The following is a 22840-nucleotide window of genomic DNA, read 5'->3' on the forward strand; positions in this document are numbered from 1 at the left end:
GATATATAGAACTCTTTCTAACAAAGAGTCAATATCATTTTTTTAAAAAATAAAATAATCTTACCTAAAACCATAAAAAAATCATGCATAATAAAAAAGCTTTATTAAGAAAGGATACATGTTCTATAATCGCCATTGCATAAATAGCATGCACGCTTTATACTTTTGTCAAATAAAAGGAAGGTGTCAGTGTCATCTAAACTTACGCGTAACCAAACATTGGTTTTGAACACCTTAAAGAATGCAAAAGGACCTTTAAGTGCTTATGCGATTCTTGATCACTTACGCGAAGAAGGATTTCGTGCACCTCTCCAAGTTTATCGTGCATTAGAAAAACTTGTACAATTAAAGTGTATTCATCGTCTTGAAAGTGCAAATGCTTTTATGGTCTGTTTACATCCTGAAAATTGTCAACACGAACTTACAATTTTTATGATTTGTGAAAACTGTGGCAAAGTCAATGAAATACAAAACAAAGCCCTTGTATCCAGCCTTCAACAAATGGTTCAAGAAGTTGACTTTCAAGCACAAAGAAGCATCATAGAAGTACGAGGCATTTGTAAAAACTGCGCAACTGAGTAGTATCTTTATACTTGCAAATTTGTAAGTTTAACGTTATGCGTTACTCTTAAATATTGTGCTTAATATTACTTAAAAACTCCTAGCGGTCTCACTCAATATATCGCTTTCTACTACTAAAAATGCGCTTGTTTTGCTCATTGAAACATAAAATTGAAAGTATAAAATCATGTCTATAATTGAGACAATTGTTTCAACAAAATACTTCAATAAAAAAAAAGTAGTCAACGCTCTTCTTATCATTCTTGCGCTTTTTGTACTTTGGTTTAGCTATAAGTGGTTAACGCATTGGCGTTATATACTTGCCACTGAAGATGCCTATGTACAAGGAGATATTGCAACTATTGCGCCTAAATTAACTGGATATATTGAAAAAATTACTATTAAAGCCAACCAAATCGTAAAAAAAGACGATATTTTATTCCGCTTAGACAATGGTGATTATCAAATAGCCTTGGATCAAACAAAAGCTCATCTCAATACACAAAAGAAAACTCTTTTACGTATCGATGCACAAATTACAGCTGCCCACAGTGCCTTAGATGATGCACAAGCACAAAAAGCTGCTGCGTCAGCCATAGCAACTAATGCACAACTCATCTTAAAACGCACCACAGAACTTAAAACCAATCGCTATGCCTCTCAATCTGAAGTTGATGGTGCCAAATCAGCTTATGAACAAGCTATTGCTAATGTAAACCGTTCAGATGCACAAATAGCTGCAGCACGTGCAAATATCCGAATGTTAGAAGCACAACGTAGTGAAACGGAAAGCCAAAAAAAGAATCTAGAACTCGCGCGTGACAAAGCACAACGTGATCTTGACTCCACCATCATACGGGCTCCTTTTGATGGAATTATCGGAAATTTAACAGCAAAAACGGGGGATTTTGTTGCAAATGGCCAACATCTTGCAGCATTAGTTCCCATTCATGCACTTTATATTGAAGCAAACTATAAAGAAACGCAGTTACAAAATATTCATGCTGGACAAACAGCTTATATTACCGTTGATGCCTTTAAAAAAGATCTATTTACAGGCACTGTGCTTTCTATTGCACCTGCAACAGGAGCTGTTTTTTCTCTCCTCCCTCCACAAAATGCTACTGGCAATTTTACTAAAATTGTACAACGCATTCCCGTACGCATTTCTATTCCAGAAGAAGTATTAAAAACTGGACGTATCCGAGCGGGAATGAGCGTTTCTGTAAAAATTGATACACGTACAAATCCACAAGATAAAAATCTCTTATAACAAAAAAACAAATGACCCTACTATGACACCTCCTATACCAGAGCCCACACATCCTCAAGAGCGTATAGAAATCCAAAAAATCGTGGTATTCATTGCTATGGCCTTTGGTATGTTCATGGCTATTTTGGATATCCAAATCGTTTCCTCCTCTTTAGCTGAAATTCAGGCTGGTCTTTCAGCAAGCTCTGAAGAAATTTCATGGGTTCAAACCTCCTATCTCATCGCTGAAGTTATTATGCTGCCCCTTTCTGGATTCTTAGCGAGATTGCTTTCAACACGTGTTTTCTTTACTATATCAGCTATCGGATTTACAATTACCTCTATTCTTTGTGCAACAGCGACATCTATCAATGAAATGATTTTGTACCGCGCACTTCAAGGTTTTATTGGTGGAGGCATTATCCCTAGTGTTTTTGTCGCCTCCTATGTACTTTTTCCTCCTTCCAAACGCCCTATTGTTACCCCTATTGTTGGACTGGTAGCAACATTAGCTCCTACCATTGGTCCAACAGTGGGAGGTTATATCTGTCATATTGCCTCATGGCATTGGCTTTTTCTCATCAATGTACCCTGCGGAATTATTATCTCAATCCTCGCTTGGAAATTGATTGACTTTGACAAAGCTGATCCATCTTTAATGGCTAAATTTGACTGGACAGGGCTCATCTCTATGGCTGTTTTTCTAGGAACTTTAGAGTATATTCTAGAAGAAGGTGCACGCCATGATTGGCTTCATGACACTCTGATTCTAAACTTATTCATTATCATGATCTTGGCTGCTGGCTTATTCTTCTGGCGCGCTTTTACTGCTAAAGAACCAATTGTTAATCTCTCAGCTTTTGCAAATTTTAATTTCTCAACCGCAGCAGTCTTTTCTTTTATACTTGGAATAGGTCTTTATGGACTTACATACCTTTATCCTGTCTATTTAAGCCAAATCCGCCATTATGATGCCCTCATGATTGGGGAAACATTGTTTATTTCAGGATTTGTCATGTTCTTAACCGCCCCTCTTGCGGGATTTCTTTCAGCACGAATCGATGAACGTTTGATGATGGCAATAGGGCTTGTTGGTTTCGCGTTAGGAACTTGGATGGCTAGCTCTATCACAGACAACTGGGATTTCTGGGAACTCTTTTGGCCTCAATTTTTCCGTGGTTTTTCTGTTATGTTATGTATGGTTCCTGTGAATAATATTGCACTTGGATCACTCCCGCCAGAACAAATGCAAAATGCCTCTGGTCTTTTTAACCTCACACGTAATCTTGGTGGTGCCGTAGGGCTTGCTATTATCAGCACTCTTTTAACAAAACGTACGGACCTGCATTATGCACGAATAGCCGAAACTGTCCAACAGGGAAATATCCAAGCAACCGAAATGCTTTCAAGTTTAACTTTGTACTTTAAAACTGCAACTTCTGATCCCCACGCTCTTGCTCTCTTCCAACTTTTTAATATGGTCCGTGTGCAAGCTACAGTTATGGCTTTTAGCGATATTTTCTTTATTATAACCATTATATTTAGCGTTTTGGCATTCACAACCGTTTTCCTCAAGAAAACATCACCTCTCACCAATCCTCCTTCAGGACACTAAACTTAACCTTATGAGGATTGGGGAATTTTCTTTTTTAACCAAGAGATTCTTCCCATTTTTTGAAACTCTGTTTTCTATCATATAGATAAAGAAAATGTTTTTATAAATGCATAATATAGCATGACGATTTTTGATAAGATGCGAGTATTTCTCATATTTTAAAAAATAATGCTCTCATAAACAAATGACTTTACAATTTCAGATGACAACAAACAAAGACACCTCCTATTGAGTACTCTTTTAAATTTCTATACCCTACAGATAAAATGTCCGTTTTTCTTAGTCACATAACAAAACAAACATTAAAATCATTCTAGATATTTATCGCAAATATCGCAAAAAATATTGTAATAGCATAATTATTTTCAAAAAACACGCTGCTTGAAGTATGCAGATTTCATTGTTTTATTCAGTTCCAAAGAAGATAATAACTACTATCTTTTAAACACACCACAAGGATCTCTCCTCCACAATTTATCACTATTTCAACACGCACGAGAGTTATAAAAAAAATCTCAAAGTGCTTATCTTTCTACATAACAATAAAATGGATCAATCTATTATCAAAAAATGGAGCAACCTATTATCAACGCTTATACCCTACTTTTATAGTGGCTGGATTCAAAACTATTAATATAGTAGGGAATCCCTTGCATTTTCAGAACAAAAATCTATTGATTAAAAACGCATATTTTCCCATTTTGTACAACAGAATACCCTACCAAAAGAAACGCTTAAACATAGCGCTTCCTTCTGACAGACAATCATTTCCAAAAATATAAATGGCCTAGATATTTTAGTGATAAACGCACCCATCATTCTCGAGAATTCCGTTTCTTCAAAATTGCAATTTATGAATTATATGACTGTATTAAAACAAATTTCAACAAAACGTCTGAGTTCTCTATCTCACTTCTTGATTGCCCACTAAGACTTTTTTCAACAGTAATAAACTTGAAAAATGCTATAAATAATATCGATAAAAGATAAAAAGAATGATTCCGCTAGAATCACTTAAAATAATGTACAACATTGGAAATTGTTAATAAATCGATAGCTCTTATCAAAGGTAGAAAAACACAAATAAAAAAAGCATGTGATACAATAGAGCTATCCTCAAACTTTACATCTTATAACAATACACCATGCATGAAAATGGCTTGTTCCCCGATGCCATCATTGTTGGACCGCGACTATTGAAAAGTAATGAACCAATCTTGTGAGAAAATGAATAGGTCCTTTATGCCACTTTATAATGCTGAAAATGACTCAAATCTTCTCGTTCTCCGCTAGGAAACAAAGTACCATAACAAGAGGAAAGATATTCTGGTATCAGTTCTAATGCTTGAAAACGGTGTTTTTCATAAGGACCGAGCATTGCAAAATTTTTTGTTAAACTGTTTGAAAAACCAAAACGCTGATAAAATGCACAATCACCCACAAGGAAAATAGCCCCATAACCCTGTTTTTTTGACGTTTCAATTGCGTGCTGCATAAGAAGCGACCCTATTCCCATACCAGAATACTCCCCTGCAACAGCCAGAGGACCTAAAAGCAAAGCGTCCTGTGTGCCATTTTTCCCTTTTTTAAACTGAACATGCCAAAGACGTACACTACCGACCAGTTCTCCAAGTGCATTTTTGACAACAAAGGACAGCTTACATGCAGCCAATCGCCCACGACGTAAAACTTCTGACGATTTATGTTTACGCCCCTTTCCCAAAGTTAAATCAAGCAACCGCTCTCGGTATGGCTTATCCGCTTCTTGCTCATATGCAAGTGTAAAAAATGCACCGTCTCTTGTTTGGAAATGTATCATCTTCGTCACACGCCCCACTATACCTTTGGTCACAATAAATAAAGACTCAAATTACATAAGATCGCAAAGGCTCAAAACCATTAAAGGCAACAGACGCGTAAGTTGCCGTATAAGCGCCTGTTCCATGAATCAACAACTCATCCCCCACCGTAAGAGATAAAGGTAACAGATAAGGTGTCTTTTCATAAAGAACATCTGCTGAATCGCATGTTGGACCTGCTAAAATGCAAGGTTCCATTACTTTACCGTCATGCGGTGTTTCAATAGGGTAGCGAATTGCCTCATCCATAGTCTCAGCAAGACCGTTAAATTTTCCCACGTCAAGATAAACCCATCGAACATTATCATTATCTGCTTTTCTAGATATAAGAACAACTTCTGTGCGAATAACACCAGCATTGCCAACCATCCCACGTCCTGGCTCAATAATTGTTTCAGGAATACGATTGCCAAAATATTTTTTTAATGAATCAAAGACAGCCGTCCCATAAGCTTGTTCTGTAGGAACATCTTTCAAATAACGCGTTGGAAATCCTCCACCCAAATTAACCAATTTCAACGAAATTCCTTCTTGCTCTAAACGCCTGAAAACTGTTGCAGCATCTGATACAGCACGATCCCATGCGCTAAGATCTGTCTGCTGAGAGCCAACATGAAAAGAAACACCATAAGCTTGCAAACCCAGTTGATGTGCTCGACGTAACACTTCAACCGCCATAGCAGGAACACAACCAAATTTACGTGATAATGGCCACTCTGCACCTTTTCCATCGGTAAGAACTCGGCAAAAAACACGCGACCCCGGAGCGGAACGAGCAATTTTTTCTACTTCTTCAATACAATCAACTGCATAAAGCGAAACACCAAATGCATATGCACGCGCAATATCACGCTCTTTTTTAATAGTATTCCCAAACGAAATGCGCTCAGCTGTTGCTCCAGCTTTTAAAGCCATTTCAATTTCGGCAACAGAAGCCGCATCAAAAGATGATCCTAAAGAAGTAAGCAATCTCAAAATCTCAGGAGCTGGATTTGCCTTTATTGCATAAAAAATGCGAGACTGTGGAAGTGCTTTTTCAAAATTTAAATAATTCTCACGAACAACATCAAGATCAACAATTAAGCATGGACCTTCAGAACGATGTGTTGCAAGAAAATCGCGAATGCGTTGAGTTGCCATCTACCAATCCTCCTAGAGAAAAATCTCTATTCTATGCTTTAAGACAACATGAAGCTGCCAACAAGCAAAGGGGACAAAACACACACAAAAGAGACCAACATCCTGACTATTTTAATCAGAAAGAAATCAACATTGTATGCAACCAAAAAACAGCGCAATAACTGCGTTGTTCTACTTTGTCTGCCTTTTTGATTGGAATTGAGAAAACCACTTCCGCACTGAAGGCAATGAGGTGTGCCTCTATAGTTATCCCAGCATTTGTATAGCTGGAAGACACCAGAAAGGCCCGCACCGTCGTTGCTTCAAGATGTCCTCACTCTTTCGATTGGCCGTAAGAATGACTGGAGCGGTTAGTTCCAGGTACCGTACCGGTTAATCTCACCATTTGAGAACCGGCGGACACCCACAGGCACGTGCGACTTTGGGCAAGGGTTCGTATAAAACGAATCTTTATTCATTTCAATCATTTTTTTTGATTTTAAATATTTTTTAATTTTTAAAGCTAAGACAATACAAAAAGCAACAATCTTCTCAAATAAATAAATCACCATTTCTCTTTTAATGGATTACAATATTTCAAGAGATTGTAACCTTCACTCCTTATACCATTATGTTACACAATCATAACCTTGCTTTAAAATGAATCCTCTTATTTTGACTTCCTTGTCGAAGAGCTGTATTCTTTGTCCACAATGCAAGTCTTCTTACCACAAAAACGCTGAAATGCTGATCCCACAAGATCACTATCCTTCGTCTCTATGAGATTACAAACCCGTATCCATCATTCTATCTGTCCCCGAACGTACTTGCTTTCATATTAAAACAGTTCATTCACAGCACATTTTATTTTCAAACTAATCTTCAAGCCCCATCCTCATTCATGCCACTTCTAACAATAAATCCATTAAGCACCTCCATCTTTACGTTTGTGAAGTAATAATCCAGCACCATCATTATATTTGCCAGCTCCCAATGTTGCCGACAGCCCTTGCATTAAGACGGTTCATAAGGACCATTTTTAGTCCTTTCTTCTATAGTTTTTACCCACACACCAGCCCCGCTTTTGACGTGCAAACAAGTGGTTTTGATTAATTCAAGATAAGCAGGTTTGGGCAGGTTTGAAATGAGAGAATCTTACGTTATTCGAGACTCTCATTCAACATACAAAACAGTGAATGATCATTATAAATCAATGATTTGTAATAACATGAAACTATCTCAGCATAAGATTATCATCGAAATATTTTTACTGAATCAGAATGAAGAGCATTTGAAACAAAACAAGCACGACAAACTTAAAGATACCTGCATCAAAAGAAATAATTATAATTTACTTTATAAATCAATTACTTAACTTTTATCAATACGAAAAAACTCAGACAATTTTCTGTCTTTAAAATACTTTTTTACTTACGCTGAAAATGTCCTCTCTTAAAAAAGAAAAAGCTAAAATTTCAAGCGTTAAAATACAATATCCTTATGTTTCTTGATGGGATTGCATTGAACGCAATTTTGATAATTGAAACTGCCTATGACGTTCACGAAAACGCTTCCTATCATCTTCACTGCGTGTACTATAACAAGCATCACATGAAACGCCTTCTTCATAATGAGGTGATAATTTTCCTTCAGCATTAAGAGGAAAACGGCATGCGCGGCATAATTCGCGTCCACATTCTTCAAGCTCATGTTTTACAGAAACACGCTCATCAAAAACAAAGCACTCACCCCACCATAAACTTTCTTCTTTTGGAATAGTTTCCAAATATTTCAGAATCCCACCTTTTAAATGGTAAACCTGCTCATAACCAAGTTCACGAACATAAGCTGTCGATTTTTCACAGCGAATACCACCTGTACAAAACATAGCAATCTTTTTTTTCTTTTTTAGATCAGCTTCATGTTTGAGTACCCACGCAGGAAATTCACGAAATGTTTTAATACACGGATCAATTGCTCCTTGAAAACTGCCAATTGCATATTCATAATCATTACGTGTATCAATAAGGATTGTCTCCTCATCTTGGATAAGGACATTCCAATCTTCGGGATCTACATAAGTCCCAACAACCTTTAATGGATCAACACCTTCAACACCCATTGTCACAATCTCTTTTTTCAACCGTACTTTCATACGATGAAAAGGCATTTTTGATGCCCATGAATATTTAATTTCCGGCGTTTGAAATGTTGGTTCAGCTGTAATAAAATTCACCAACGCTTCAATTGCAGCGCAAGATCCAGCAACAGTTCCATTAATGCCCTCTTGTGCTAAAAGCAAGGTACCTTTAATATCCCTTTCCTGACATAAATCCATTAAAGGTTTCTGTAATTGACGATAATGCTTCAAATCAGCGAAGCAATAGAGTGCAGCAACTTTAAAATTCTTTTCCATGAGTCTTGCCATAACGCGCGTTTCATTCAATTTCAAGATCTATTCATCTACTCTTTAACATATTGTCCTTAATTAAACTATACTAACCAATAGGATTTCTTAGAGAAAAAACATCATGTTCCCCAAAAAAAGACCACCTTTATCACTACTCTGGGAACAAAACATCATACCTATTGTGCACATTGATAATCTGAAAATACAGTACCTTTAGCATACGCTCTTATCCAAGATGGATTGAAAACAATTGAGATCACTTTACGAACTCCAAATGCATATGATGCAATGAAAGCAATTATACAAGAAGTCTTCGAAGCAATTGTTGGAGCAGAAACAATCCTCAACACTACACACCCTCAACACTACACACTATGAACAAATCAAACGCATAGGAGAAAAATTTATCGTAAGCCCTAGATTATCAAACGGAGTGATCAATTGTGTAAAAAACATCGAAGTTCCTCTTCTCCCTAGCGCAATAACACCAAGTGAGTTAATGCAAGCATGAGATAAAGGCTATTCGCATTTGAAATTTTTCTTCTAAAGCAGTGGGAGGGATTGATTTTATCCAAGCTTTAGCATCCGCTTTCTCTAAAATCCAATTTTTCCCGACAGGTGGTATATTACGCAAAAAATGTAGTTCAGTGGCTTCAGTTTTTGAATGTTTTCTGCGTCAGAGGTTCTTGGATAGCTTCCAAACAGCTCATTTTGACTGACGGTTGAGATGCGATTAGTTCATTAACTCATATTGCCAGCTGCACAGTTATTTCCTCATCCAACAAAAGCACGCTCTACAACATAGGTAGCAGGTGCATTATTTGCACCTTCAACAAGACCAAAGGACTCGCACATCTTTGCACAATCTTTCAGCATTGCCACGGAACCACAAATCATCACGCGATCTTCATCAGGAGAAATTTTCGGTAAACCTGTCATTTCAAAAAAAGCACCGTTTTCCATAACAATCGTAATACGCCCCATATACTCAGAAGATTCGCGAGTGGTCATAGGATAAAATTTCAATTGTTGTGCATATACACCAATGAGTGGATCTTGTTGTAAAGAGACAACAAGCTCTTTTGCATAAGCAAGCTCATCTCGTTCACGGGTTGTTTGAATAAGCACCACTTCTGAAAACTTTTCATAAGTCTCTGGGTCACGAACAAGGCTTGCAAAAGGAGCAATCCCTGTTCCTGTTGAAAGAAGATAAAGACGCTTTCCAGGAATAAGAGCATCAAGAACCAATGTCCCTGTAGATTTCTTACGCATTAAAACTGTATCACCAATTTTAATTTTTTGAAGATGCTCAGTTAATGGTCCCCCTGGCACTTTGATAGAAAAAAACTCAAGCTGTTCATCCCAAAAAGGACTCGCTATTGAATATGCACGATAAATCGGCTTTTCTGCATTTGGCAAACCAATCATAACAAACTCACCTGAACGAAAACGAAAACTTTCCGGACGATTCAGACGAAATTTAAACAAACGGTCTGTGTAGTGATAAACGTCCTGTACAGTAAGCGCAAATACATTTTCAGGAATTGGGAAATTTGATGCAACGCTGCTGATATTTGACTGAATCTTTGTGGCAGACGTATTCATAAAACCCTTCCTTATCTTTATTATTAAATTATAGATTCAAACTTCAAAAGTGATATAATGCCTATACAATTATCTCAATATTTCTCTTAACAAATAAACAACCTAATAAGCACTTTACAAAAACGTTTCGATAAACATGTCAAAGCGAGCAAGCATGAAAATATCTGATAAAAAACAAGCTCGACATTATTTTTAGCACCGTATAATTCTTTAACAGCGTATCATTAAGAATGCATTTTCTCTTCATCATATCTTTTCTTAATTTGTAAATATCTATAAATAAATCTCAAAATAACAAAAAATCTTCATGATTGACAATATATTATACTCTCTCGACAATGCTCCAAGAATGATAAGCTTTCATTTTTAACATAGACTTAACCACATTCTCACAGAAAGAAAAAACTTATTGCTTCCACTCATTACATATTATTACAATACACACGCAGAAAGCTATTTTCTTTATCGTATAAAGATAAATCAATTCACATCACAAGATTGCTGTTATGGTGCATAATTTGGTACAAACTGTTCATAATTTTGGAAATGACAAACAATGCCCACTTCCTCATCCCCATCACAAAAACATCTATGCAATAATCCAAAAGGAAGTCCGTATCTCATTGACGCCGATAGGATCTTCAACATGAAAAAATCCATTAATGATGAAGTAAATACCTTATTGCCTCATGCAGCTGTAGCAACTATTGATGTGAATGCCATTGTTGCGAATTATAAAACTTTTGCTCAACATGTTGCCCCAAGTGAATGTTCGGCAGTTGTAAAAGCGAATGCTTATGGATTGGGTGTTGAAAAAATTGCTCCTGCACTTTACCAATCTGGTTGTCGTACTTTTTTTGTAGCCAAAATCGAAGAAGCAATTCAATTAAAATCCATTTTATCATCAAATGCCACGATTGTTCTTCTTAATGGATTTCCTCACATGGCGGAAGAATTTGTTGCACAATCTGGTATTGTCCCTGTTCTAAACTCTTGGAATACCATCGAAATCTGGCAAACACTTTGTCATAAAAGAGGTAAAAAATTTCCAGCAATCGTTCAAATTGATACCAATATGAACCGATTAGGACTTGATCAAAAAGAATTACAGCAACTGATAAAACAGCCTACTCTTTTCGAAAAAGCAGATATAAAATATGTTATGAGCCATCTTGCTAATGGAGAAGATAACACACATTTATCCAATGCTATGCAATTAGCGTCTTTTAAAACTGCACTTGCACAACTCCCGCCCTGTAAAGCCTCATTTGCCAATTCTGGAGGTATTTTTCTTGGTAAAGATTTTCATTTTGATCTTGTTCGCCCAGGCATTGCACTTTACGGAATCAATCCTCATAAACAACATCCAACATCCTTAAAACCTGTTTTAAAGCTTGAAGCGCAAATCATTCAAAGCCGCTCCATTGATGCAGGATTACCTATTGGTTATGGAGGAAGCTTTATGACCAACAGACCAAGCACCCTCATAACAATTTCCATTGGCTATGCAGATGGTTGGTTGCGCACTCTTTCTAACAAAGGTTCTGTTTATTTCGACGGACACAAACTACCCATTGTTGGACGCGTTTCCATGGATTGCATTGTCGCTGACGCTACCGATATTACGCATAAAAAACCTCAAAGAGGCGATTGGGTAGAACTCATTGGAACACACCAAACTCTTGAAGAAGTGTCTCTAGATGCAGACACCATTCCTCATGAAATTCTGACCTCTCTAGGCACTCGCTATAAACGCATTTACATTTAAATTACAACGAATTATTGTGCACTATGATAAATTATTGTGCACTATAAAGTAAGAAACATTGTTTCCAGAAAAATTCTGTACGCAACTTTTTCAAAGAATGTTTAACAATCGCAAAATACAACTCATTTTATCAATGTTGCTATCCTCCTCTCTTCTCACATATTGACAAAAAACCTCATTTGATTGAATAGAATACTGATTCCCAGCTTTATTAGTCTGACTCTACCAAAGCTACAAAACTTTTCTTAAAGTCTTTCTCTTCACAACCCCAGAGACTTTCTATTCATAAATAGATATGTCAAAATCTGCTCTTAAGTTTTTAAAATCAATAGCCTCTATATGAAGTAACAAGCCAGCACCATCATTATATTTGCCTGCTCCCAATGTTGCCAGACAGACCTTGCATTAAGACGGTTCATAAGAGCCATTTTTAGTCCTTTCTTATATAAATTTGATCTACACACTCATCCCGCTTGTAACGTGCAAGCAAATGGTTTTGATTGATGCAATATAAACAGGTTTGAAATGAGAGAATCTTACGTTATTCGAAACTCTCATTCAACATGCAAAACAGTGAATTATCATTATAAATCAGTATCTTGCATATAAAGAAAAAACAAACACCATCACACATATTTTCCAACTTTCAAATCGTTTTGCATCCATTTTTGCGTGAAGACAATTTATAAAAAATATACGAATTCTTTCTCAAATAATTTTATCCTTACACTAATTCTTCTTAAAGAGCATGCAGGGAAACATTTTTGTGATTATCTAAAAGAACAAAATAACTGAATAATAATATCTGTGAGAGTTTTAAATGGGTTTTAATAACGAAATTCTCCCTCAACAATCTATTGACCTATATCATTGATGAAAATATGAAAGAGAAAAATAGTAAAAAACAATCAATGCATGAATATCATCAATGAAAGAATAAGAGAATCTCTTTCAATCACATCGAAGAAAGAGCATACTCTCACGAATCATTTTATAAATTGTCAAACAGGATAAGGAAGAAACAAAACTATAGACTCTCATCTATACGCTATAAAAAATTGATTTTATAACTATTTTTAACGATTGTGAATTCTACCGTCCACCGTTAAAAAATGCAGGAATGAGACTTTTAAATGCGTCTCTATAAAGCACAAAAAAGCACAGCATTTTTTGCCAACATTTTCTCATTATTCTTTCAATTTTGCTAAACCATGTTATGCAAAAAAAATTCAAAAGTTCTCCCAATATACCAAAAACTTTGCAACGAAATAGAGAACAAAGTGATCAAAAAAACCACATATTTTATGTGAGCTTTCTAATGCAACCAAACAAGTTTAACAAGATAAATTTAACAAGATAAAAAGCAAATTTAATATGTATTTCCTAATGGTGGGCAAGAGCAAATGAGCATTCTGTCTCCCGCAACATTATCAATACGAGAAACAGGAGGCCAATATTTATTTGCTGAATCAAGAGAGCCGTTTGGAAAAGCAGCTTCTTTCCGCGAATAAGGACGTGCCCAAGCATCATCTAGTGTATCACTCAACGTATGTGGTGCATTTACCAAAGGATTATCGTCTTTTGGCCAAACCCCTGCACCAACTTTCTTGGCTTCTTTGGCAATAGCAAGCAAAGCATCACACAAACGATCAATCTCTGCTTTTGGTTCTGATTCGGTTGGCTCAATCATCAAAGTTCCAGGAACCGGAAACGACATCGTTGGCGCATGAAATCCGTAATCAATCAAACGTTTTGCGATATCATCAATACTCACCCCATACTGTTCTTTTAACACACGCGTATCAACAATACATTCGTGAGCAACACGCCCATACTTGCCTCTATAAAGAATAGAATAAGCCTGTGAAAGACGTGCAGCAATATAATTAGCATTGAGAATTGCTGTTTGTGTTGCATATTTCAAGCCATCAGCGCCCATCATTCGAATATACATCCACGTAATAACAAGAATGGAAGCACTTCCATAAGGCGCTGCTGAGACTGCGTATGTTGTCCCATCTTGTTCATGTCTTGGTAAAAATGGCTTGAGATGCGCTGCCACTCCAATCGGACCAACACCAGGACCACCACCACCATGAGGAATAGCAAATGTTTTATGAAGATTCATATGACAAACATCTGCCCCAATGTCTGCCGGACGAGCAAGCCCAACAAGCGCATTCAAATTAGCACCATCAAAATAAACTTGTCCTCCATTTTCATGGATAAGAGAGCAAATTTCCTTAATATTTTCCTCATAAACCCCATGAGTTGAAGGATAGGTAATCATGAGAGCTGCTAAACGATCCTGATGCAATTGCGCTTTTATTTTGAGATCATCAACATCAACATCACCATCACTTAAACATTTTACCACAACAACTTCCATACCCGCCATATGAGCTGAAGCTGGATTCGTACCGTGTGCTGATGCAGGAATAAGACAAAGTGTGCGTTGATATTCACCCCGCGATTGGTGATAACGGCGGATTGCCAAAAGTCCAGCATATTCACCCTGAGCACCGGAATTTGGCTGAAAAGAAACTTGTGCAAATCCTGTAATCTCACACAACCACGCATTTAATTGATCAATCATTTCCAAATAACCCGCTGCATCCTCTTTCGGAACAAATGGGTGTATATGCGCCACACAAGACCAACTCAAAGGCATCAATTCAACTGCTGCATTAAGCTTCATCGTGCAAGAACCAAGCGGGATCATTGCCCGATCCAACGCCAAATCCTTATCTGACAAACGACGCAAAAAGCGCATCATATCTGTCTCTGAATGAACGGCATGAAAAAAAGGCTGTGAAAGAAAGGCTGCATCACGCTCTTTACCAAAAAGCTGTGGAGAAGCCTCATCAACCAATTGTGCACCGAAAAGCTTTGCCAAAGCACAAGCATCCTCTGGTGTTGATAATTCATCAAAATTAATTACAATTGTGTCATCATCGAGAACACGAACAAGACGCCCACCTGCTTTCGCTTGGCGTGCAATTTCTTGCGCTTTTCCCTTCACAACAATGCTCACGCAATCAAAAAAATACTCCCCCTGACAAAAAACACCTGCCACCTTTAAACTAGCAACAAAACGGCATGTTAACTGATGAATTCGCCGCGCAATTTCCTGTAAGCCCTGCGGACCATGCCAAACAGCATAAGCTGTTGCCATATTTGCTAACAAAACCTGTGCTGTACAAATATTCGATGTTGCTTTATCGCGCCTAATATGTTGCTCACGTGTTTGCAATGCTAAACGAAACCCTACACGGCCTTTCGTATCCACTGATTGGCCAACAATTCGCCCTGGAATAAGACGGGTTAAAGCATCATTAACCGCAAGATAACCAGCATGAGGTCCTCCAAATCCCATCGGAACGCCATAACGTTGCAACGAGCCAACAACAATATCAGCACCCCATTTTGCTGGAGGCTCCATAAGAGTAAGAGCTAAAGGATCTGCAACAACAATCACCAGCGCTCCTTTTGCCTTTGCTTCTTTAATGATTTCACTATAATCATTAAAAAAGCCTTTTGTATCAGGCCAAGACAAAACAATCGCTGCAGTATCGAAATCAATTTCTCCACCTTGGATAATTTGAATACCTTGGGTTTCAGCCCGCGTTTTCGCAACATTCAAAGTCTGAGGATGTAAAAGACTCTGAAGAGAAATTTTTGTTTTTTTCTCACGTGCAAAGCGCACAGCCACCGCATTGGCTTCAGCTAAAGCTGTCGCTTCATCAAGAAGAGAAGCAGCAGCAACAGGCAAACCAGTAAGTTCACTCACCAATGTCTGAAAATAAAACAAAAGCTCTAAACGTCCTTGACTAATTTCTGCCTGATAAGGTGTATAAGCGGTATACCATGCTGGATTTTCAAAAAGATTGCGCAAAATAACGGGAGGCACGCATGTTCCATGATATCCCTGACCAATGAAACTTTTATGAACCTGATTACGTCCCATTATCTTGGACAATTCCTCTAACGCTTGCCCCTCACTTACTGCCTCTGGAAGATTCAGCGAACGTCCTAAATGAATAGAATGTGGAACCGCTTGTGAAACTAATGTATCAACACAATCAAGTTCCAAAATATCCAGCATTTTTTGTGTTTCATCGGGACGAATCCCGATATGGCGAGAAAAAAAATGACGTTCTTGCATAGTACTCATCCAATCAGTGTTTTATAAGCATCCTCACCCAACAACTCTTCCAGTTGCGTTTCATCCTGCAATGTCATTTTCCATAGCCAACCTTCTTTTTCGGCTTTCTGATTTACAAGTTCGGGGCTATCCGCCAAAGCTTCATTCATTTCGATAACCTCACCATCAAGGGGAGCATAAACATCTGATGCGGCTTTTACCGATTCCACAACGGCAGCAGAATCCCCCTTGGAAAGTTGCGTTCCAATTTGTGGCAAATCAATAAAAACCAAATCTCCTAACTGCTCTTGAGCATAATTAGTGATCCCAACGGTCACCACTTTCCCTTCAATGTACAGCCATTCATGATCTGGGGTAAAATAAATTTTAGACATCAAAAATTATCCTTTAAAATAACGTTGTTCAACAAACGGAAGTGAGTGAACAGACAGTGTAATTTTTTTTCCACGCAACTCCGTAAAAACTTCTGTCCCCTCATCCTTATAACCAACAGGCACATAGCCCATCGCAACAGGACCATCAAAAGAAGGACCAAAACCACCGGATGTTACCACACCAATCTGATTTCCCTCATGATCGAAAAGCTGCGCACCTGCACGAATAGGTTGACGCGTTTGCGGTTTTAATCCAACACGACAACGAGATGGTCCTTTTTGAAGTGCTTCAAGAAAAGCTTTTGCCCCATAGAATTGCGCCTTTTCTCTAACATTTTTGGGGACAGCCCATGTCAATGCAGCATCAATAGGCGTCGTATCAGGGGTGATATCATTCCCGTGCAAACATAACCCTGCTTCCAGCCGAAGACTGTCGCGTGCAGCAAGACCAACCCATTCAACACGAGAATCGCTCAGCAATTTTTCAGCCAATACACGTGCGTGCTCTTCTGGAAGAGCAATTTCAAAACCATCTTCTCCTGTATAACCAGAACGCGTTATAAACCAATCTTTTTGTGGCTCAAATCCTTGCATAAACAACAATGCATTACCAGGCAATCCTGCATCAGCCATAACAGTTGCAGCTTGAGGCCCCTGAAGAGCAAGCAAAACTCTCTCAAGAGCAATCACTTGACATGCAAAACCAACAGAACGTTTCTCAAGCTCTGCAAGATCGATCTGTACATTTCCGGCATTAACAACCAGCATAAAACGACATTCTGCCAAACGCGTAATGATAAGATCATCAATAATGCCAGCCTGCTCATTAAGCAAATAATTATACCGTGATTGAGCAACCTTTAAAAGTGCTGCATCAACAGGAAGCGCATAGGATAAAAATTCCACTGCTTGTGGACCCTCAACAGCGATTAATTTCATATGAGAAATATCAAAAAGGCCTGCATGCGCACGCGTATGAAGATGCTCTTTTAAAACGCCAATAGGATAAGTCAAAGGCATTTGCCAACCGGCAAAAGCACCCAATTTTGCTCCCGCTTTTTCATGCAAATCATGCAAAGGAAGTCTTTTTAAAGAAGAGGTTTCGAATTCTTGTAATGTGCCCATAATAGCTCCAAAATCGCACCACTGCCACAATATGTGCCTAACAACACAACATGTAACTGTCTCTGCACCCCTCTGTTACAAACCTGAGAGACTCGCGAAAAAATCTTTCGCTTACACCTTCGGCGCGGATCTTCCGACTTTCCAGATTTGCCTCTTTCCTTTTACGGTCCTTAGAGCCTGAGAGATTATGGGCTGCTTTCCCCTTCGGCGGCAGGCGAAAAAACTTGCATCCTGCACTCTCCCGCAAAAGAATGAAAGAAACGATGACGCTCTTTCCGACATATTTTGATCTATAACCTATCTTTATCACCCTGTCATTAATAAAAGTGATGAGAGTGTTCTCATTTTTAAACTTGCATAGGCTATCTTAAAAGACTTATAATGGTGTCCCTTTGAGCATTTCCTAAATAGTCTTTTGCAGGAAATGAAGGAGGAAAATTGCAAAAGCCATAACGAAAACATGACTTGAGAATAATGCAAAATTTTGCAGTCTCAAAAAATAACGAAGTAACACCCTTCTTCGCGCAGTTTAATTATATAGCCATGGAGATTGATATCTTTTAGTAGTAAAGATTCTAGATGTTTTATAGCATCGTCTAACGTACAAGAGGTTGATTTTTTTCTTTTAAATTTTGTCTCTAAAGAGTGGCATAAATAGCAACGATTTACACACTCAATTTTATTGAATAAAGGTTACAAAAAAACTCATGAAAGCTGGCAATATCCATTATAACTGCGAAAATGATCTACCAAAGCAAATTGCTCTCTTTCCCTTAGAAGGTGCACTCTTACTGCCAGGTGGTTTTTTACCACTCAACGTTTTTGAACCATCAGCACTCGAAATGGTTGAAAATGTCATGTTATCTGACCGTTTACTAGGAATCATTCAACCACTTTCATCAAAGACAGATCTCTTCCCCGCACAACTCTATAAAACAGGTTGTATAGGACGTATTACAAACTATAACGAAACAGGAAATGGACAACTGTTCATTGTATTACAAGGTATCTGTCGCTTCACATTAAAACAGGAATTAGTGAATACAAAATCCTATCGAACCGCCCTTATCCAATCTAATATAGAAGATTTACAAGAACCCAATATTACAGAAAATATTAATCGAGAGAACTTACTCAGCATTGTTGAAAAATACCTGACTATGCATGAAGTGGACTATAATTGGAGCAATATTGTACAAGCCCCTACACCTTTATTGGTTAATGCGTTTTCAGCGCTAATCCCCTTTACACCAGCAGAAAAACAAGCACTCTTAGAGGCTCCAGATATTGAAATCCGTGCCCAAACTCTTCTCGCTTTAACAGAACGCTCATTAATGAAGCAAACGGGAGCAGATTATCATTTAAATTAGATTACCATTTAAATTAAAAATGTAAAAATATGAAAAAAATGACTACCGATCCTAAAATGCTTGAGTTACTCGCCTGTCCTATCACAAAAGGCACGCTTTCTTTCAACCGAAAAACACAAGAGTTAATTTCACTCAAAGCAAAACTCGCCTATCCTATTCGCGATGGCATTCCCATTATGCTTACCTCAGAAGCCCGCCCACTACACGACGATGAAAAAACACCACACAAATAATGTTCCAGTTTTTTTCTAAAAAGCACAGTAGTCTATCACTTCTTCATCGATATGATGTCCTTTTTTACTCAGTTTTTTCAATATTTTCTGTTCTAAAAAAGAGTGTTATCATTCACTTTATTAACCTCCCTATTTGTTAAGCCCCCAATGTCTTGAGAGCTTACCTCAACGTCATAATTTCTCTTATTACAATACCATAACAGTAGTGCTTATCTTGAAAGGATTTACAAGAAAAACTTTTACCCCTTATCTCAAACACTTTTTATCCAGACATCGATCTTATCTATGACATGCTAGAGAATGATTTTAACTTATTCACCATAAATGAGGAACTAGAATGAGAAGATCTTACGATATTCAAGTCTCCCACTCAATACAAGAAGAATTAGATTATCATTATCAATTAATATATTATAATAATTTAATTACAATATAAGGAAACCAAAATTAAAACTTTCTTGATTCTTATTGAATCATTTAAGGAAATCTCTCTATGAATTAACCCGCGATTTTGTTGTATACGCAGTGATTAATAAGAACTAGAATCCCTAAACTCAAACACCAAAATATCCTGCTTTGCAAGTCTCTCGGCTTCTTCTGAGAGTTCTTGTCATGTCGAATATGTTAAGCACTAAAAGCAAGAGGTTGATTTGAGTTCAGTGCCAAGCTCTAAAATACCAATGCAAGAGCACTCACTACTGTCTATGAAGCTTTGAGAGTGCGAGACAAAAATTTACATTTCAATGACATTTCTGTAGAAAAAATTTGCTTTAGAAGAAGCGTTATAGGACTTTCTCAAAGCCAATTAGGCAATCACTGAGGCATCATTTTTTAATAAATCGAAAAATATGAGAAAGTTCCCCAATATGAGAAAAGATTGAATCATGTGGAGAAAGGACTCTTGCAGGAAATTGCCGCTATACTAATATATTCCTATTTCCTTCTTTTACGCTGATATCTCAACAAAAAACAAAAATCAGAGACTATAATGATAACCGAATATCGAGCAAAACAGAATATTTACTTTTAAAAAATTTCAAAATTCTTAGACTCTAAAAATAAAAAGACGATCTTGCAGTTGAGTTTTGCTGAGAACGGAAACTCCTTTTATGATGTGATCCTTTTTAAAATGAGTGCTTCTATAATAAATGCTTCTATAATTAAGAGAATAGAATCTCTTCAATAAAATGAAAATTCCAAAATAAAAAGTGGAAATCACAAGCAAAAAATACTGCTATACCTTTATGAAAATATAATTATATAACAGATACTTAATGAATAAATAAAAGATAAAATTCCACCAATACAATAGCTAATGCAACCGTAGCAAAATTCAAACTTCATCAAGGGAAATAATTGACAGAAGATAAAGAATTTACTAAATTGAAACGATGTCAAAGATATACTCATACGGCTTGACATAAAACATTCAAATTTTCTCAACTCTCGGAAATTCAGAAGGGCAACATATTCGAGATAAGCTGTTTGTTGTACCGTAGATTATGATTTGCGTACATAAAATGGTGCTTCTGAAAATCAATAAATTAATAGTCCTTGGCTAACTCGCTCTCTCCTGGGTATAGCCCAGAGAAAAAAGAGTGGAGAGAAGCAGGAGTATGAAAGATGAGTTTTAAAGTTGCAATTGTCGGCGCAACTGGGAATGTTGGTCGTGAAATGCTCACAATTTTAGAAGAACGTGGTTTTCCTGCTCACGAAGTGGTACCCTTAGCGTCGCGGCGTTCCTTAGGACAAGAAGTTTCTTATGGTGATAAAACCTTAAAAGTCAAAGCACTTGATACTTACGACTTTACTGATACGGATATTTGTCTCATGTCTGCAGGGGGAAGTATTTCTAAGGAATATGCTCCTAAAATCGCTGCTACCGGCTGTGTGGTGATCGATAATTCCTCTACTTGGCGTTATGATACCAATATCCCCTTGATTGTATCTGAAGTAAATGCAGAAGCGATTAAAACATTTTCCAAACGCAATATCATTGCAAATCCTAATTGTTCAACAATTCAACTTGTCTTAGCATTAAAGCCTCTCCATGATGCTGCAATTATTAAGCGTGTTGTTGTATCTACTTATCAATCGGTTTCTGGATCTGGTAAAGAGGGAATGGATGAACTCTTTGAACAATCACGGGCAGTCTTCGTTGCTGATCCAATTACATTAAAAAAGTTCACCAAACGCATTGCCTTTAATGTCATTCCGCATATCGATGTTTTCATGGAAGATGGATATACAAAAGAAGAATGGAAAATGATGGTTGAGACAAAGAAAATCCTCGACCCTAAAATAAAATTAACAGCCACTGCTGTTCGCGTTCCTGTTTTTATCGGTCATGCTGAAGCCGTTCATGTTGAATTTGAAAAACCACTCAGTGCTCATGAAGCACAAGAAATTCTACGCAATGCACCAGGATGTCAGGTTATTGATAAGCGTGAAAATGGCGGTTATATAACACCCTACGAAAGCACTGGAGAAGATGATACCTTCATTAGCCGTATTCGTGAAGATATCACCGTTGAAAATGGTTTGGCTTTCTGGATTGTTGCTGATAATTTGAGAAAAGGAGCTGCATTGAATGCAGTTCAAATTGCTGAATTGCTTATTTCTCGTAACTTAATAACGCCTAAAACAGCAAACTAAATATAAAGGGCAGTATAAAGCGTCTTTTACTTCATGCTGCCTGTCTTTCTTTTCCATCTTTTCAATGACAACAGTTTTGCTTGATCTCTATATACTAGGATAGGTCACAACACGATAGCGCGTTTCGTTTCGTTCAAAATTTCTGAAATTGACATCATTAGAAAACATGGGATTATAAGCCGATACGTGTTCTACAGAAACGCCATACGCTTTTTTTGATGGATTTAAAATTGTTCGTTCATCCCTTTTTTTTATCCCTGTAGGATCAATAATTATGTCCGTTCTATACAATTTGGGCGTATATTTCTGTATTTTTTGAGGTCTTTTAAGATCTTTAAAACTGGGAACAACCCGTTTCACTTTTTTCTTTTGTGTTTTTACCATAGAATCTGACTTCACATGCTTGTTTCTAAAATCAAGGGTAGGAATATTGTTAACATTTAAATAACGTGCCGATGACCACCCAGACTTTCCATTATAATGAAGAGAACACCAAGATTTATTGGATAAACAGCCATTAATATGCATTTTTGCTCCAGTTGGTATCATTTCGATAACCTTGTAATCTGTTGCAGGACCTGTGCGTAAAGCCACCTGACCTGATGCTATACGAGAAATTGTTCCAGAAAACACATGTGAAGTAGATATTCCTACCCCTGCCCCCCCCAAAGTCAATAACAATAGTGTTGTTGATAAGAAACTCTTTTTTAACATTCTTTTTCTTCCTCT

General features: G+C 37.4%; 17 protein-coding genes, 1 pseudogene and 1 riboswitch. Of the genes and pseudogenes, 9 read left to right on the forward strand and 9 right to left on the reverse strand.

Annotated elements, in window-relative coordinates; all coding sequences use genetic code 11:
* The first annotated feature begins 189 nt into the window (after window positions 1-189).
* From ABID39_RS06405 to ABID39_RS06415, 3 genes are all read left to right on the forward strand, one after another.
* Window positions 190-582 carry a Fur family transcriptional regulator gene (locus ABID39_RS06405; RefSeq protein ID WP_354187140.1) on the forward strand — a complete coding sequence of 131 codons (393 nt, stop codon included), beginning with the start codon at window positions 190-192 and terminating at the stop codon, window positions 580-582.
* A 166-nt stretch (window positions 583-748) separates the two neighbouring features.
* Complete coding sequence (locus ABID39_RS06410; protein WP_354187142.1) at window positions 749-1834, forward strand: HlyD family secretion protein; 1086 nt, start codon at window positions 749-751, stop codon at window positions 1832-1834.
* Between the two features lie 22 nt (window positions 1835-1856).
* Entirely contained in the window at window positions 1857-3428 is a 1572-nt protein-coding gene (locus tag ABID39_RS06415; RefSeq protein ID WP_354187144.1) for a DHA2 family efflux MFS transporter permease subunit, read from the forward strand.
* A gap of 1240 nt (window positions 3429-4668) precedes the next feature.
* On the opposite strand, the gene ABID39_RS06420 is transcribed toward ABID39_RS06415, so the two are convergent.
* The 4 genes and pseudogenes from ABID39_RS06420 to trhO form a co-directional block, all read right to left on the reverse strand.
* Window positions 4669-5247 (reverse strand): GNAT family N-acetyltransferase, encoded by a 579-nt coding sequence (locus ABID39_RS06420; protein ID WP_354187176.1) that lies wholly within the window; start codon window positions 5245-5247, stop codon window positions 4669-4671.
* A gap of 46 nt (window positions 5248-5293) precedes the next feature.
* Complete coding sequence (locus ABID39_RS06425) at window positions 5294-6427, reverse strand: type III PLP-dependent enzyme (protein WP_354187146.1); 1134 nt, start codon at window positions 6425-6427, stop codon at window positions 5294-5296.
* 907 nt (window positions 6428-7334) lie between these two features.
* Window positions 7335-7443 (reverse strand): annotated as a pseudogene (locus ABID39_RS06430) (tyrosine-type recombinase/integrase); the annotation flags it as partial.
* Between the two features lie 461 nt (window positions 7444-7904).
* Window positions 7905-8822 carry an oxygen-dependent tRNA uridine(34) hydroxylase TrhO gene (trhO, locus tag ABID39_RS06435; protein ID WP_354187178.1) on the reverse strand — a complete coding sequence of 306 codons (918 nt, stop codon included), beginning with the start codon at window positions 8820-8822 and terminating at the stop codon, window positions 7905-7907.
* 234 nt (window positions 8823-9056) lie between these two features.
* On the opposite strand from trhO, the gene ABID39_RS06440 reads away from it, so the two are divergent.
* Window positions 9057-9194 (forward strand): hypothetical protein, encoded by a 138-nt coding sequence (locus tag ABID39_RS06440; RefSeq protein ID WP_354187148.1) that lies wholly within the window; start codon window positions 9057-9059, stop codon window positions 9192-9194.
* A 173-nt stretch (window positions 9195-9367) separates the two neighbouring features.
* Entirely contained in the window at window positions 9368-9535 is a 168-nt protein-coding gene (locus tag ABID39_RS06445; RefSeq protein WP_354187150.1) for a hypothetical protein, read from the forward strand.
* 55 nt (window positions 9536-9590) lie between these two features.
* Here the strand turns inward: ABID39_RS06445 and ABID39_RS06450 are convergent, their stop codons facing one another.
* Window positions 9591-10421, reverse strand: a complete 831-nt coding sequence (locus ABID39_RS06450) for a ferredoxin--NADP reductase (protein WP_354187152.1) — start codon at window positions 10419-10421, stop codon at window positions 9591-9593.
* Between the two features lie 646 nt (window positions 10422-11067).
* Between ABID39_RS06450 and alr the strand changes: the two genes are divergently transcribed.
* Window positions 11068-12189 carry an alanine racemase gene (gene alr / locus ABID39_RS06455; RefSeq protein ID WP_354187154.1) on the forward strand — a complete coding sequence of 374 codons (1122 nt, stop codon included), beginning with the start codon at window positions 11068-11070 and terminating at the stop codon, window positions 12187-12189.
* Window positions 12190-13558: 1369 nt separating this feature from the next.
* Here the strand turns inward: alr and gcvP are convergent.
* Genes gcvP through gcvT form a run of 3 tightly spaced genes read right to left on the reverse strand, consistent with a single transcriptional unit; the run spans window position 13559 to window position 17853 of the window.
* Window positions 13559-16354: an aminomethyl-transferring glycine dehydrogenase gene (gene gcvP / locus ABID39_RS06460; protein ID WP_354187180.1), complete on the reverse strand. Its 2796-nt coding sequence runs from the start codon at window positions 16352-16354 to the stop codon at window positions 13559-13561.
* A gap of 5 nt (window positions 16355-16359) precedes the next feature.
* Window positions 16360-16728, reverse strand: a complete 369-nt coding sequence (gene gcvH / locus ABID39_RS06465; protein ID WP_354187156.1) for a glycine cleavage system protein GcvH — start codon at window positions 16726-16728, stop codon at window positions 16360-16362.
* 6 nt (window positions 16729-16734) lie between these two features.
* Window positions 16735-17853 carry a glycine cleavage system aminomethyltransferase GcvT gene (gene gcvT, locus ABID39_RS06470; protein ID WP_354187182.1) on the reverse strand — a complete coding sequence of 373 codons (1119 nt, stop codon included), beginning with the start codon at window positions 17851-17853 and terminating at the stop codon, window positions 16735-16737.
* A gap of 154 nt (window positions 17854-18007) precedes the next feature.
* A riboswitch (glycine riboswitch) is annotated at window positions 18008-18107 on the reverse strand.
* Between the two features lie 453 nt (window positions 18108-18560).
* Here gcvT and ABID39_RS06475 point away from each other — a divergent pair.
* From ABID39_RS06475 to ABID39_RS06485, 3 genes are all read left to right on the forward strand, one after another.
* Window positions 18561-19223, forward strand: coding sequence for an LON peptidase substrate-binding domain-containing protein (locus ABID39_RS06475; RefSeq protein ID WP_354187158.1), 663 nt, complete (start codon window positions 18561-18563; stop codon window positions 19221-19223).
* Window positions 19224-19252: 29 nt separating this feature from the next.
* Entirely contained in the window at window positions 19253-19456 is a 204-nt protein-coding gene (locus ABID39_RS06480) for a Trm112 family protein (protein WP_354187160.1), read from the forward strand.
* 1623 nt (window positions 19457-21079) lie between these two features.
* Window positions 21080-22111: an aspartate-semialdehyde dehydrogenase gene (locus ABID39_RS06485; RefSeq protein ID WP_354187162.1), complete on the forward strand. Its 1032-nt coding sequence runs from the start codon at window positions 21080-21082 to the stop codon at window positions 22109-22111.
* Between the two features lie 87 nt (window positions 22112-22198).
* Here the strand turns inward: ABID39_RS06485 and ABID39_RS06490 are convergent, their stop codons facing one another.
* Window positions 22199-22825, reverse strand: a complete 627-nt coding sequence (locus ABID39_RS06490; protein ID WP_354187164.1) for an SH3 domain-containing protein — start codon at window positions 22823-22825, stop codon at window positions 22199-22201.
* Window positions 22826-22840: the final 15 nt, after the last annotated feature.

The organism is Bartonella japonica (assembly GCF_040545385.1).
In the GTDB taxonomy this organism is placed as follows: domain Bacteria; phylum Pseudomonadota; class Alphaproteobacteria; order Rhizobiales; family Rhizobiaceae; genus Bartonella; species Bartonella japonica.

Coding starts and splice junctions, on each gene's coding strand:
- ABID39_RS06410 (WP_354187142.1), top strand. CDS start 749: ATGTCTATAATTGAGACAATTGTTTCAACAAAATACTTCAATAAAAAA.
- ABID39_RS06415 (WP_354187144.1), top strand. CDS start 1,857: ATGACACCTCCTATACCAGAGCCCACACATCCTCAAGAGCGTATAGAA.
- ABID39_RS06420 (WP_354187176.1), bottom strand. CDS start 5,247: ATGATACATTTCCAAACAAGAGACGGTGCATTTTTTACACTTGCATAT.
- ABID39_RS06425 (WP_354187146.1), bottom strand. CDS start 6,427: ATGGCAACTCAACGCATTCGCGATTTTCTTGCAACACATCGTTCTGAA.
- trhO (WP_354187178.1), bottom strand. CDS start 8,822: ATGGAAAAGAATTTTAAAGTTGCTGCACTCTATTGCTTCGCTGATTTG.
- ABID39_RS06450 (WP_354187152.1), bottom strand. CDS start 10,421: ATGAATACGTCTGCCACAAAGATTCAGTCAAATATCAGCAGCGTTGCA.
- alr (WP_354187154.1), top strand. CDS start 11,068: ATGAAAAAATCCATTAATGATGAAGTAAATACCTTATTGCCTCATGCA.
- gcvP (WP_354187180.1), bottom strand. CDS start 16,354: ATGCAAGAACGTCATTTTTTTTCTCGCCATATCGGGATTCGTCCCGAT.
- gcvH (WP_354187156.1), bottom strand. CDS start 16,728: ATGTCTAAAATTTATTTTACCCCAGATCATGAATGGCTGTACATTGAA.
- gcvT (WP_354187182.1), bottom strand. CDS start 17,853: ATGGGCACATTACAAGAATTCGAAACCTCTTCTTTAAAAAGACTTCCT.
- ABID39_RS06475 (WP_354187158.1), top strand. CDS start 18,561: ATGAAAGCTGGCAATATCCATTATAACTGCGAAAATGATCTACCAAAG.
- ABID39_RS06480 (WP_354187160.1), top strand. CDS start 19,253: ATGAAAAAAATGACTACCGATCCTAAAATGCTTGAGTTACTCGCCTGT.
- ABID39_RS06485 (WP_354187162.1), top strand. CDS start 21,080: ATGAGTTTTAAAGTTGCAATTGTCGGCGCAACTGGGAATGTTGGTCGT.
- ABID39_RS06490 (WP_354187164.1), bottom strand. CDS start 22,825: ATGTTAAAAAAGAGTTTCTTATCAACAACACTATTGTTATTGACTTTG.